This is a genomic window from Kiritimatiellia bacterium (assembly GCA_025054615.1).
Taxonomy (GTDB): domain Bacteria; phylum Verrucomicrobiota; class Kiritimatiellia; order CAIVKH01; family CAIVKH01; genus JANWZO01.
Window position 1 is genome coordinate 1 of sequence record JANWZO010000014.1, and the last position, 11902, is coordinate 11902.

An 11902-nucleotide genomic window follows, 5' to 3' on the forward strand; every position below is an offset into this window, starting at 1 on the left:
GAGTCAGTCTTGCCGTGGGGGATGGCGATACCGTTTTGAAGGCCGGTCGACATTTTCCGCTCTCGCTCAAGGACGGTCTTCAGAGCCGCCTTTCGGTCCTTGACGCGGCCGGCGCGCACAAGAACGTCAATCAGCTCTTCGATAATTCCTTCTTTTGTGGTCGCTTTGAGCGCCAACACGATGGTGTCTTTGGACAATACCCGTTTCGGGTTCATGTCGAGTCCTTTTGAAGGCGCTCATCTTTACGGTACACCTTTCACGGGGTCAATCCGCAAAGAATCGGCTTTCTTCTCGGAGACCCTGGCATGGCAAGGAGAACGTCTCGCGTGGCCTTCGCGGCGTCACGCGCAAAAAAATCGCGATGGTCGGGGCCGTAGGGATGCGGGAGTGGAGAGAATCTCGCGCTGGCGGCTTTATTCGCCATCATCCTCAAGGGGTCGCTCAAACCACACGAGGCGGTTCCGGAAGTCGAAGGTGACCTTGTATTTAGACAGAATCCCTCGGCCGATCCGCGGATATTCGATTTCCCCGAGTCCTGCGTCGAGAGAGGGCGTGACCTCTACGTTGGACAGAACAAGATCGCCGATTGAAAGTCGGCGTATTATTGGGTCTTTAGGCTCGCTCATGGTCACCTGAAAATCTCCGCCCGTGTCCAGAATGAATGTGACCGGCTCACCCGCGATGGTGCCCTCCACCCCAAGGGCGCCGCGAACCTCGAGCAGTTTGACCTTTTCGATTAATCGGTCCTCCGGCGCCCCTGGGAAGGGCATTCCGCTGGCGAAAACGGCGAGCCGCCCGGGAAAATCCAACGTTGTGAAGCTGAAAGCGCGCATGAATGGCACGCCGAGCACGAGGTCTGGGGTGGGGGACTGGATCCACCTCGCTAGCGGACCGATCGACCCATGCGCCGCCCGGATGAAAAGAATGCTATTGTCCACCTGGACCGATCCAAGAGTGAGGCGTGGCAACAAAGCGGCATAGCCGCTGATTTCGTCGTAAACATGCGCAGGATTGGCCTCATACGGCGCTGAACCCGCCAGGGGTGTCATCGCGAACTGGGCGGCGCGTTTCAAGGAGATCCAATTTTCCCTCGCGGCGGTGTCGAGAAGGGCAACAGCACGGATGTCGCCTCTCGCGCCGACGGCGATAAGGGGCACGCGAGATGATTTATCGCCTGCAAATGAGAGAACCGCCACCTGTTCCGGCCGAACGCGGTGAGCGCCTGCGAACAGGGGTCCCCGTTCCGTGGTGTAGACCGTCAGGCCAAAGGCCTGTGGGGGGCGCGCTTTTTTGAAAAGGGCGCGTATTTGTTCGGGACTTAACGGTCCGGTCGGCTCCTCTTTCGGAAGAGGAGTTACACAGCCGTTGCACATGAGAACTGCAAACAAGGCGAGAATTCGGCGCATGTGGCGAGAGTACTCTTGGGAAGCGCTAAAAAACAAGCCTGCCGCCCGGATCATCGCGGGGGATTAGCGGATGGTCCTCATCGACAGTTGACTTTTGGACGGTAGTCACTAACCTACACACTACGGATGCCAACGTAGCTCAGCTGGCAGAGCAGCGCATTCGTAATGCGCAGGTCGTCGGTTCGAATCCGTCCGTTGGCTCCACGTTTTTTTATATGGGTAAAACATCAACATCTGCGGGTGCGAAAACCACCCGCGTTCCTCATCGAATCTTCAATTTGTACGAGGTCGCCGATTACCTTCACCTCTCGCGAGCGGATGTCGAAAGGCTCGTGCGGGATAATGAAATCCCGTACCAAAAACGCGGCGAAAAGCTCGTGTTCATTCGCAGCGAGATTGACGAGTGGGCGTCGAAACGGATCATCGGCTCGAAAAAGGGGGAGATCGACGAGGAACGATACACTCCACGTCCCAAGCCGCACAACCTCGACCGCCAGCATGCGATCATTCCCGAATTGCTAAAGGTCGAATATATCAACCCTGCGCTAAAGTCGAAGACCAAGGCCGCCGTCATCAACGATATGGTTGCGCTGGCGGACAAGACAGGTCTTCTGCTCCAGAAGGCGGACCTGCTGAAGAGCCTCAAGGAACGTGAACAGATGTGTTCGACGGCGCTCGCGGGGGGAATCGCCCTGCTCCACCCGCGGACGCACCAGCCTTACATGTTTGAGGATTCTTTCCTCGTTTTTGGGCGAACCGTCCAGCCCGTGCCCTACGGCGCGCCGGACGGCATGATGACGGACCTCTTTTTTCTGGTCTGCTGTCAGGAGGACAAGATTCACTTGCATGTCCTCGCCCGACTTTGCGTGCTGTGTTACCAAACCACCCTTCTGATCGATCTCCGCGAGGCGGAAACGGCCGAGGAAATGTATAACCTGCTGATCAGCGCCGAGCAGGAGATCATCAAGGATATGTAGAGGATCCAGTGCTCGACCGCCGCACCGCCAGGCGGTTGAAGTTCGCGAGGATCAACCTCAAACACGCTGCCGGCGGTATCATGGGCATCGCCATGCGGGAAAGCTCGCGCCGAGCCCACTTGCCGGAAATGCGTGGCGGGAGTACCGTTCCCGCTCATGCGTTCGATCACGACAAAGGTGGGTGACCGCGGCACCACATTCCTTTTTTCCGGAGAAGAGGTGCCCAAAGATTCGCCCCGTACCATGGCCTATGGCGACCTCGATGAATTGGTCAGCGCCCTCGGCCTCGCGCGATGTCATGTCGAGTCGGAAGAAATCAAAAACGACATTCTGTTGATTCAACGCGATCTCTTCACGGTGGGCGCCGAATTGGCGACCGCGGTCGACCACGTCAATCTTCTGAAACAGCGGATTGGCGAGGCGGAACTTAGCGAGTTTGAGTCGCGCAGGTCTTCTCTCGAGGCGCGTATCCGGATGCCCGACGGATTCATCATCCCAGGTGGCAGCGGTTCGCGCGGCGCGGCCTTCCTCGATTTTGCCCGAGCCATCGCCCGCAGACTTGAGCGGCGGGCCGTTCGTTTGCAACGGGCGGGGCTGATCGACAACCGCCATCTGCTCATCTGGCTGAACCGGCTATCGGACTACCTGTGGCTGCTCGCGCGGCTGGAGGAAGGAGAATCCCTGTCGTTGAGGGAGTTGCGCAAGCGCAAGGATTTGCAGGGCACATGAAGACGTACGAACCGGGTGCAGCGCGGCGCACCAAAGGGCCCCGCCTTGCCAATTACACGACGTTCCGGTTGGGCGGGCCCTGCCGCGGCCTGTTCAACTGTGCGACTCGCACCGAGCTTTTGAGGGCGGTCAACCAGCTCGGCGAGAAGGGGGAGCCGTTTGTTCTGATCGGGGGAGGCTCCAACTTACTGGTCAGCGACCGAGGCATGGATACCCATGTGATCCGTTTTTACAGCGAAAAACCGGTCATCGCGCGCCAGGGCAATGAACTCACAGTTCAGGCGTCCACGAAGCTGGACGACCTCGTGTCATTCACAGTCTTCAATGGTCTGGACGGATTGGTGTATTGCTCGGGAATTCCCGGCACCGTTGGCGGCGCGATTGTGGGAAATGCCGGCGCATTCGGCGAGCAAATTGGCGACCGGATTCTCTCCGTCACGGTCATGGACCGGGATGGCGAGGAAAGAGAGTTGAAGGCTGATGAATTGGGCTTCGGATACCGCCGCTCGGCGCTGGCTGATTCCGACGTGATTGTGGTATCGGCCCGGCTTCGCCTGCGGCCAGGCGACCGCGAACGACTGCGAATCCAGCGCCAGGAGATTCTGGCGATCCGAGCCGCCAAGCATCCCGATTGGACCCGCATTCCGACAGCCGGCAGTTTTTTCAAAAATATTGAACCGACGTCGAAAGCTGGCCGGAGGCAGGCCGCGGGCTGGTATCTGGAACAGGCGGGCGCCAAATCACTGCGCGTGGGCGGCGCCCGCACCTATGAGAAACACGCGAACATCATCATCGCCGAGCGCGGATGCACGGCGGCGGACGTTCTCGAGCTGTCGCGCCAAATGGCTGCGCTTGTGAAGGAACGGTTCGGCATCGAACTTCAGCGGGAGGTCCGTCTTCTCGGCGACTGGGGGGAAAACCGGCCCAACTAAGGGATCGGACAGGATTTGCAGGCCGACCTAGCGATGGATCCTCGCGACGAAATTCGATCCGTGGTTTCTGTCCGAAATATTGGGCCGGATATATTCGTGATCGAACTGGAACGCCGCGGCCTGGAATTCACCCCCGGCGACTGCATGGCCCTCTACGCCGGTGATGGCCGCGTATCGAGGCCGTACAGCATCGCGTCGGGGACGCAGGAACCGGTCCTAAGGTTCATTATTCGGCGAATGCCGGGCGGCGATGTGAGTCCATTTTTGTGCGCCCGTCAGCCGGGCGACGTCGTCCGCGCGAGCGCTCCGTTCGGCTGGTTCCGACCCGGAGCCCATGCCGCCATACGGCCGTTCGTTTTTATGGCGACAGGGACAGGGATCGCCCCCTTCCTCGCCTATTTGCGCTCGCCGGGAGCTCGGCGGCCTGCCGCATTTCGATACGGTTGCCGACTCGGAGTGGACCTCGTCGATGCAGATTGGTTGCGGGACACATGGGGAGCGGAATGCTTCGTCTCGCGCGAGGACATTAACGGCTGTCGCCGAGGCCGGATAACGGAATGCATGGAGGAATTGCCGGTTGGCAATCTCGATTACTATCTATGCGGACTAGATGCGATGATTGACGAGGTCGGCCGTTTTTTGCAGGAACGCGGCGTGCCATTGACACAGATTCATCGGGAATGCTTCTTTAATGCACAATTTTCGGCCGAGCGATGAAGTGGCTGCTGACATACCCCGAAGATGGGCCCTCGGTGGCCCGCTACAAGGCATTTGTCGAAGCGTGCGGCGCTGAACCGCATATGATCGATTCGAATTATAAACACCCCGGATCCCTGGACGAGTTCGCGGCCCTCCTGTTACCCGGTGGAGGCGACGTTGAACCTTCTCGCTACGGGGATTCTTGGAGGCATCCGACGGTGTACGGGGTCCACCCGCCGCGCGATGAGCTTGAAATCCGACTCATTCGCGAATTCCTCGACATGGGACGGCCGATTTTCGGCATCTGTCGCGGAATCCAAATCCTGAACGTGTTCTTTGGCGGCGGTCTCATTCAACATGTCCCAGACGTCGTGCCCACCGACGTCGAACGGCACGAGAAGGTCGAAAGCTACGACGAGGTTCACGCGTTGAAAGCCGACCCATCCACCCGTTTGGGCGCCGCCTTTGCGGACGTCGTGGAAACCAATAGCGCCCATCACCAGGCTATCGATCCCGATCGGCTGGGCAGCGGGCTCGTGGTTGCCGCAGTCAGTGGCGCCGGAATTATAGAAGCCGTCGAATCGGTGGATCCAAACTTGCGGATTTCTGCCGTCCAATGGCATCCGGAACGTCTCAATCCGGACCACCCGGCGGCCGCGCGGCTCGTGGATCACTGGCGTAGCTACCTCATCGACTGACGTTTGCGATTCTCTCTATCCCGCCAGATTAAGCGGAGCCACGCATTCGATGTGGCCCGTCTGGGGAAATAAATCGACCGGCTGAACTGATCCAAGTCGATAGAGTCCATCGGCGCACAATTCACGGACATCCCTCGCTAGAGTTGCCGGATTGCAGCTCACATACACAATTCGATGGGGCTTCAAGGCCCTCAGCCCGGCTACAACTCGGGGATGAAGTCCTGCGCGGGGCGGGTCGACAACCACGACATCGGGAAATGGAACGTCCGGAAGCGCGCGTATCGCCGCGGTAAAATCCTTCAAATCCACTGCGAGAAATTCGGCATTCCCGATCCCGTTCAACCTGGCATTCGCTTCCGCGTCGCGAATGGAAGCCGCTTCAACCTCAAATCCAAGAACGCGGCGGCAATGTGGCGCCAGCCACAGGCCAATGGTTCCCGTTCCACAATAAAGATCGAAAACGACCTCATGGCCCGTCAGCCCCGCTGATTTCAGCACCTCGCCATACAACCGTTCCGCCTGGACGGTGTTCGTTTGAAAGAAAGAAGTCGGTGATATTTCAAAGTACAGGTTCCCCAGCCGCTCGCGAATCACCCCGCGCCCGCGGACCACGATATCACGGTCACCGCGGGCCACGGTGTTGCGCCGTGTGGTAATTCCGTTGACCAGTGTGGTCAGCGCCCCGCCCAGTTTTGCTTCCAGAAATGCGTCAAAATCAGCCATGAGGCGGGGATCGTGCTCCGACGTGATGAGGTAAACCATCGTCTCGTCCGTGCCGACAGCATGGCGAATCACGAGATTTCGTAAAAACCCCACATGCCGCCGCGTGTCATAAGCGCTCAGATTTCGCTCAAGGCCGAACTCGCGAGTCAGGTCCAACACGCGGTTCATGAATGGGGTCGCCAGTAGGCATGTGCCGATGTCGATTACCTTGTCGAAACGTCCGGGGGCGTGAAATCCAAGTGCGTAATCATGCCGGGCGGCTGACGATTCCCGCCCCAGCTCGGAGGGCGGGATGAAGCGGCGATTTCCAAAGGAAAATTCAATTTTGTTCCGGTAGGCGTAGGGGAGCGGCGAGGGGAGGGGATCCAAAACCACGTGTCCGGAGATCCCGCCGATATGTGCCAGCGCGTCCTCAACAAATTTTCGTTTGATCCGCAGTTGCTCGGCATAATCGACATGCTGCCACTTGCAGCCGCCGCACACGCCAAAATGGACGCAAGGCGGCGTGATTCGGCTGGGCGAGGGGTCCAGCACCTCAACGAGCCTTGCCTCGAGATAATTCGGCTTGATTTTCGTCACTTCGGCAGCCACCCGGTCGCCAACGGCCGCCGGTCCACTCACGAACATCGCCATACCGTCGGCCAGGCGGCCGAAACAGCGATCTCCATCCCCCATGTCGGACAGGACCACCTCAATGCGCTGACGCTTTCTATACGTCGTTGTCATCCTTCAGCGGGGTTCCTTATACCGCCGCGATTGCGCCGCTCCAACCCGCAAACCGAATGAAAAGTCGATGTCTCGGCACCGCGCGGCATTTTCCGATGCGCATGCGGACAGCCTTCGCCAGCCGCCCCTCGCTTTTTCCATGGAATGGAAAAACGTTTGTACAAATTTCCATGGAATGGAAAACCGCACGTCAAATTTTCCATGGCATGGAAAAACCATCGTGCTCGTTTTCCATCGCATGGAAATTTCGCTGTTTGCGAAAATGGTGGTTCTGGCACCGACTTTGGAGCTGAGCTGGGGCAAGATGCGGGATGGGTTTGGTGAACCCGCCGGATTGTGGCTTGCTCGGCGTTCCGTGCCAAAGCTAGATTCCTAGACGGCGGGTGGGCCTCCCACCTCGGCCGGACAGAGCGAGATGGATAAAGTGTTGCTGGTTTTTATCGGCGGTGGACTGGGGTCGCTCGCACGTTTCGGAACGGCTGTGCTCTCGGCGCGATGGTTCGGCACCTCATTTCCATGGGGTACAGCGATTGTGAATTTGGCCGGATGCTTTCTCATAGGACTCGTTTACGGGATTGCGGAAAGGACCTCATGGATTGGCCCCGGAGCCCGCCTGTTCGTCATGACGGGCTTTCTGGGCGGCCTGACGACCTTCTCGGCGTTTGCTGTGGAAAGCGTTGCCGCAGGCCGGCAAAGCGGCGCCGGCGCGCTGCTTTTGAATGTACTGATCAATAATGTAGGGGGCTTGGCGTTGGCGGCCGCCGGGATCCTGGCCGCCAAATGGGTGCGGTGAACAGGGCCCCATGAGCATTCCGTACTCCGTAATTGAAATCTTCACCAGCGAGGAGGCGCGAGTGCAAGGCGCTCCGGTTGCTCAGCGGATTATGGAATTCGTTCGGGACCAGAAGCTGGCAGCGCGGTGCATCGTCCTGCGGGGCATCGCAGGGTGTTACGAAAACGGAGAAATGGCCGCCCATGGCATCGAGGTGCTCTCCTTCAACATGCCGCTAAAAATCGAGGTGATCCTGCCTGCGGCGGAGGTAGAGCGCATCCTGCCCGAGATCGAGAAGCTGGTGTCGGATGGGATTGTTGCTGTGAGAGACACTCATGTCCGACTTCATCGAGTCAGGGCTTGCCTTCTGCCCCGGCATCTGCGGGTGCGAGATGCGATGACCCCCGATCCGTACCGCGCCCGGCCGGATACGCCGCTCAGCGAAATCCTGTCCGCCATGATGCGCGAGCGGTTTGGCGGCGTACCCGTGGTGGACACGAATCTACGGCCCGTTGGCATTGTGACCCAGGGCGACCTGATTCGGCGCGCGGGCATGCCGATCCGGAGAGGCCTGCTCGAGGCCTTTGGCCCCGACCATGTGAACAGCCTTTTGCAAAGCCTAGGGTCGATGAAGGCGGCTGACGTCATGAGTCAGCCCGTCGTCACGGTGAGGGAGCATGAGACGGTTCGCGTCGCCGTGGACTTGATGATCAAGCATAAGATCAAACGGTTGCCGGTGGTGGACTCCGAGGGGCGCCTGGTGGGAATTTTTTCGCGGCTGGATGTTTTCCGCGCAATTCAAAGGGCGGCTCCGACGACCGCGTCGCTACAGTCGCAAAAGGTGGACGTCCAAACCATTCGAACCGCGGGAGACCTCATCGAGGCCAGCGTCCCATCCGTTCGACCCGATACGCCGCTCGAGGAAGTGATCCGGCTGGTTGACACCACCGACGTGCAGTGCGCGGCGGTGGTGAACGAACGGGGAATTCTTTGCGGGCTGATTACGGACAAGCACCTGCTGGAAGCGTTTGCCGAGCACAAAACGGGGCTTTGGGAATATCTGCTCGATAAATGGCCGTTTCGAGAAGTCGGCAGGCGCCGAGATGACCTGTTCAAAAACCTGCGCAGTCGCACAGCGGCTGATATAATGAAAGCTCCGGAGGCGACCTTGCGGGCCGAAACGCCGGTCGAGGAGGCGGTCTGCCTAATGGCCGAGAAAGGGATTAAGCAGATTCCGGTTGTGGATTCAGCCGGTCGGTTCCTGGGAATGGTCACACGGTCGGGACTTCTCCGGTTGGGCGCGGGAGCCGTTTGACCGTCCACGTACCGACATGCGAAGGTTGGATCGTTCCCCGGCTAGGAGTTTGACGTATGCGAACAGGTTCACCGTGGACGTGGTTGATCGTCGCAGGGCTCTGCGAGATCGTCTATGCAGTGCTCATGCCGCACACCCGCGCCTTTACGCGTCCGGTGCCGTCGCTATTGGCTCTCCTCTTTGTGGCTGCCAGCATGTACGGGCTCTCTGTCGCCGCGCGCGAGATTCCGATCGGCACGGCTTATGCCGTATGGGTCGGTATCGGCGCGGCGGGAACAGCCCTTGTTGGAATTCTGTTTCTCGGGGAAAGCCGGGATGCCCTGAGGTTGGTGAGTTTGTTGGCCATCATCGGCGGAATAGTTGGCCTCAAATTGACCTCGGGACCCTGAACCCATGGTTTCGCGCCAGTGATCCCGAGCGAACAGCAGCGCGCCGGGGCATGCCCGGGCTCGGGGGTGGAGTCCGGCAATGGAGGCTGCCCCAGTTTGATAGGTAAACGATCGGGATCCCGCGTGAAATGGCTGAACCGATGCGTAGTTGGCATCGGGCTGGCCAGTCTGCTGAGCGACTGGTCTCATGAGATAGCCACTGCGGTTCTGCCGGTTTACCTTGCGGGGCTCGGTGTTTCGGCGGCGTGGCTGGGTTTGATTGAGGGAACGGCGGACGCAGTGTCCTCGTTCGCCAAAATGGGCTCCGGCTATTACACCGACCAATTTCAACGACGAAAACCCATCGCCGTAGTGGGGTATATCATCACGGCTTTCGGGACGGCGGCCATCGGTCTGGCGTCTCAGGCGTGGCACGTGCTGTTGGCCCGTACTGCGGCTTGGTTTGGGCGCGGGATTCGAACGCCGGTCCGCAAGGCGCTCCTTGCGGCATCGGTGGAGGCGCCCGCTTATGGGCGCGCTTTTGGGTTTGAACGCATGATGGACACCCTGGGCGCGATTGTCGGCCCGGCCACCGCCCTTGTGCTTCTGCAGTGGACGGGCCATCGGGCGGATGCCGTTTTGGCGATAACTCTGATTCCCGGCCTAGCAGCGGCTGCCGCCATTGCCCTCCTCGTTCGCGAGCGGGCTAGGACCCCTGTTGCCCACGTTTCATTCGCGGCTCGACTTGCCGCCCTGCCTCTCGGGTTCCGCCGATTTCTACTGGGCGTGGGCGTTTTCGGGATCGGCGATTTTTCGCACACGCTACTGATCCTGCTAGCAGTGGAGTCGCTCACCCCCTCGATGGGGGCGGAACGTGCCTCGCTCGCCGCAACAGCGCTTTACCTGTTTCGGAACGTGTTGAATGCGGCATTCGCTTACATCGCCGGCTGGCTGGCCGACCGGTTTGACAAGCGTCGGATTTTGTCGGCCGGCTACGCATTGGCTGGCGTGATGGGCCTTCTCCTTGCCCTCGCCCCGCTCCGCCTTCCGGTATTCTGCGTCATCTTTGCGCTGGGTGGAATCTACATGGCAATCGAGGAGTCGCTGGAAGATGCCCTTGCCGCGGAGCTCGTGGATCGCGAACACCACGGCATGGGGTTTGGCACCCTGGCAACGGTCAATGGAATAGGCGATTTTTTGAGCAGCGCAGCCGTCGGATTTCTATGGATGCATTTCGGCCGGGAAGCGGCTTTTGCCTGTTGCAGCGTCCTTTTTTTTGCGGGGTCCTTGCTAGTGAGGAGCCGACCAAGGGAGTAGCCTCATGAACCGAGCGCGCAAGTTGAAGATTCTTTTTCTGTGCACCGGGAATTCCTGCCGCAGCCAGATGGCGGAGGGCTGGGCGCGGGCTCTCAAGGGGGATTCGATTGAACCCTTTTCAGCCGGACTTGAAGCGCACGGACTCAATCCCAATGCGGTCCGCGTCATGGCCGAGGCAGGAGTGGACATTTCGGCGCAGCGGTCCAAGACGGTCGAAGAACTCCGCGGGGAGGCGTTCGATGTCGTGGTTACGGTTTGCGGGCATGCGGATGAAACCTGCCCCGCCTGGTTGCGCGGGGCGTCGCGCGTAATTCACGTGGGATTCGACGACCCTCCCAGGCTGGCGAAAATGGCCAGCAGCGAGGAAGAGGCGTTGGGTCATTATCGAAGAGTCCGGGATCAGATTCGTAATTTTGTCGCAACGATCGAACAATATTTGAGCTAGTCGCCTCGTTAATAGTTCCAGAGGACCGTTTCCTGGATATGGATTTCCCCATGAAGCTTGCAAACAAACTGACGTGGAATCGGATCGTCGATTTTCTGCTCTGGCTGTCCATTAGCCTGATGGCGGCCACCGGATTCATCCTCCGGTATCGATTGCCGCCCGGAAGCCGCGGAGGTCGCGGGCTCGAAATATGGGGCTTGAGCCGGCATGAATGGGGCGACCTGCACGCGTGGCTGGCATATGTGGCGATTGCGCTGGTCTTGCTCCATCTCGCCCTTCATTGGAAGTGGCTCTGGTACACGGCTTGGCCCGGTCTGAAATGGCCGGTTCTGGTGGGCTTGTTAGCGGGTCTGCTGTTGGTGCTGGCCGTCTGGATTCTTCCGGTGGAGCATCGGGGCTTCGCTGAAGAGCGTGGGTATCAGGGAGGAGAGGGGAGAGATGTCTCGGATCCACGATCGTCCCAACGAAGCTATTCTATCCCCTGAAATTCTGCGCCCGAAAGAAAGGGTCCCAACAGAAACCCAAGAGACACACTTGAAACTTTCCGTTCAAAATCCAGTAAGGTGACTGTTTTCTTTCGTCGTGATAGGCCGACGTTGCCCAATCAAGAATATGGCGGAGAGGGAGGGATTCGAACCCTCGATACGGTGTTACCCGTATAACGGCTTAGCAAGCCGCCGCTATCGACCACTCAGCCACCTCTCCGTTGTGGTTGAGCACAGCATTGGCACACTATCTGTTTAAGCGCTCCCTGGCAAGCCCGGAACCAAATCGTTTGATTTTGCGCCAGCATTG

The 11902-nt window shown here is 59.3% G+C and carries 14 protein-coding genes and 2 tRNA genes; 12 read left to right on the forward strand and 4 right to left on the reverse strand.

Annotated elements, in window-relative coordinates:
- Both NZ740_07460 and NZ740_07465 read right to left on the reverse strand, forming a co-directional pair.
- The coding region (locus NZ740_07460; GenBank protein MCS6771849.1) for a PTS sugar transporter subunit IIA at positions 1-215 on the reverse strand (215 nt) is incomplete at its 3' end.
- 198 nt (positions 216-413) lie between these two features.
- Positions 414-1406: a hypothetical protein gene (locus NZ740_07465; GenBank protein MCS6771850.1), complete on the reverse strand. Its 993-nt coding sequence runs from the start codon at positions 1404-1406 to the stop codon at positions 414-416.
- Positions 1407-1534: 128 nt separating this feature from the next.
- Here NZ740_07465 and NZ740_07470 point away from each other — a divergent pair.
- The 6 genes from NZ740_07470 (at position 1535) to NZ740_07495 (ending at position 5441) form a co-directional block, all read left to right on the forward strand.
- Positions 1535-1610: transfer RNA gene (locus NZ740_07470), tRNA-Thr, on the forward strand.
- Positions 1611-1621: 11 nt separating this feature from the next.
- On the forward strand, positions 1622-2383 hold the full coding sequence (locus NZ740_07475) for a PTS sugar transporter subunit IIA (protein ID MCS6771851.1): 762 nt from the start codon (positions 1622-1624) through the stop codon (positions 2381-2383).
- Between the two features lie 156 nt (positions 2384-2539).
- Entirely contained in the window at positions 2540-3112 is a 573-nt protein-coding gene (locus NZ740_07480; protein ID MCS6771852.1) for a cob(I)yrinic acid a,c-diamide adenosyltransferase, read from the forward strand.
- Entirely contained in the window at positions 3109-4044 is a 936-nt protein-coding gene (gene murB / locus NZ740_07485) for a UDP-N-acetylmuramate dehydrogenase (GenBank protein ID MCS6771853.1), read from the forward strand. Before NZ740_07480 ends, murB begins: the two co-directional genes overlap by 4 nt.
- Before the next feature lie 33 nt (positions 4045-4077).
- On the forward strand, positions 4078-4761 hold the full coding sequence (locus NZ740_07490; GenBank protein MCS6771854.1) for an FAD-binding oxidoreductase: 684 nt from the start codon (positions 4078-4080) through the stop codon (positions 4759-4761).
- Positions 4758-5441 (forward strand): gamma-glutamyl-gamma-aminobutyrate hydrolase family protein, encoded by a 684-nt coding sequence (locus NZ740_07495; protein ID MCS6771855.1) that lies wholly within the window; start codon positions 4758-4760, stop codon positions 5439-5441. Before NZ740_07490 ends, NZ740_07495 begins: the two co-directional genes overlap by 4 nt.
- Positions 5442-5456: 15 nt before the next feature.
- Here NZ740_07495 and rlmD read toward each other — a convergent pair whose 3' ends face one another.
- Positions 5457-6890 (reverse strand): 23S rRNA (uracil(1939)-C(5))-methyltransferase RlmD, encoded by a 1434-nt coding sequence (gene rlmD / locus NZ740_07500; protein ID MCS6771856.1) that lies wholly within the window; start codon positions 6888-6890, stop codon positions 5457-5459.
- Between the two features lie 415 nt (positions 6891-7305).
- Between rlmD and crcB the strand changes: the two genes are divergently transcribed.
- The 6 genes from crcB (at position 7306) to NZ740_07530 (ending at position 11592) form a co-directional block, all read left to right on the forward strand.
- Complete coding sequence (gene crcB / locus NZ740_07505) at positions 7306-7683, forward strand: fluoride efflux transporter CrcB (protein ID MCS6771857.1); 378 nt, start codon at positions 7306-7308, stop codon at positions 7681-7683.
- A 10-nt stretch (positions 7684-7693) separates the two neighbouring features.
- Positions 7694-8977 (forward strand): DUF190 domain-containing protein, encoded by a 1284-nt coding sequence (locus NZ740_07510; GenBank protein ID MCS6771858.1) that lies wholly within the window; start codon positions 7694-7696, stop codon positions 8975-8977.
- A gap of 56 nt (positions 8978-9033) precedes the next feature.
- Entirely contained in the window at positions 9034-9366 is a 333-nt protein-coding gene (locus NZ740_07515) for a multidrug efflux SMR transporter (GenBank protein ID MCS6771859.1), read from the forward strand.
- 123 nt (positions 9367-9489) lie between these two features.
- Entirely contained in the window at positions 9490-10662 is a 1173-nt protein-coding gene (locus NZ740_07520; GenBank protein MCS6771860.1) for an MFS transporter, read from the forward strand.
- Between the two features lie 4 nt (positions 10663-10666).
- On the forward strand, positions 10667-11107 hold the full coding sequence (locus tag NZ740_07525; GenBank protein MCS6771861.1) for an arsenate reductase ArsC: 441 nt from the start codon (positions 10667-10669) through the stop codon (positions 11105-11107).
- Between the two features lie 50 nt (positions 11108-11157).
- Entirely contained in the window at positions 11158-11592 is a 435-nt protein-coding gene (locus NZ740_07530; GenBank protein MCS6771862.1) for a DUF4405 domain-containing protein, read from the forward strand.
- Positions 11593-11720: 128 nt separating this feature from the next.
- Here NZ740_07530 and NZ740_07535 read toward each other — a convergent pair.
- A tRNA-Ser gene (locus NZ740_07535) sits at positions 11721-11812 on the reverse strand.
- Positions 11813-11902 lie beyond the last annotated feature (90 nt).

Bases quoted from the DNA above. Each gene is read 5' to 3' on its own strand.
- NZ740_07465 (MCS6771850.1), bottom strand. From the start codon at position 1,406: ATGCGCCGAATTCTCGCCTTGTTTGCAGTTCTCATGTGCAACGGCTGT.
- NZ740_07475 (MCS6771851.1), top strand. From the start codon at position 1,622: ATGGGTAAAACATCAACATCTGCGGGTGCGAAAACCACCCGCGTTCCT.
- NZ740_07480 (MCS6771852.1), top strand. From the start codon at position 2,540: ATGCGTTCGATCACGACAAAGGTGGGTGACCGCGGCACCACATTCCTT.
- murB (MCS6771853.1), top strand. From the start codon at position 3,109: ATGAAGACGTACGAACCGGGTGCAGCGCGGCGCACCAAAGGGCCCCGC.
- NZ740_07490 (MCS6771854.1), top strand. From the start codon at position 4,078: ATGGATCCTCGCGACGAAATTCGATCCGTGGTTTCTGTCCGAAATATT.
- NZ740_07495 (MCS6771855.1), top strand. From the start codon at position 4,758: ATGAAGTGGCTGCTGACATACCCCGAAGATGGGCCCTCGGTGGCCCGC.
- rlmD (MCS6771856.1), bottom strand. From the start codon at position 6,890: ATGACAACGACGTATAGAAAGCGTCAGCGCATTGAGGTGGTCCTGTCC.
- crcB (MCS6771857.1), top strand. From the start codon at position 7,306: ATGGATAAAGTGTTGCTGGTTTTTATCGGCGGTGGACTGGGGTCGCTC.
- NZ740_07510 (MCS6771858.1), top strand. From the start codon at position 7,694: ATGAGCATTCCGTACTCCGTAATTGAAATCTTCACCAGCGAGGAGGCG.
- NZ740_07515 (MCS6771859.1), top strand. From the start codon at position 9,034: ATGCGAACAGGTTCACCGTGGACGTGGTTGATCGTCGCAGGGCTCTGC.
- NZ740_07525 (MCS6771861.1), top strand. From the start codon at position 10,667: ATGAACCGAGCGCGCAAGTTGAAGATTCTTTTTCTGTGCACCGGGAAT.
- NZ740_07530 (MCS6771862.1), top strand. From the start codon at position 11,158: ATGAAGCTTGCAAACAAACTGACGTGGAATCGGATCGTCGATTTTCTG.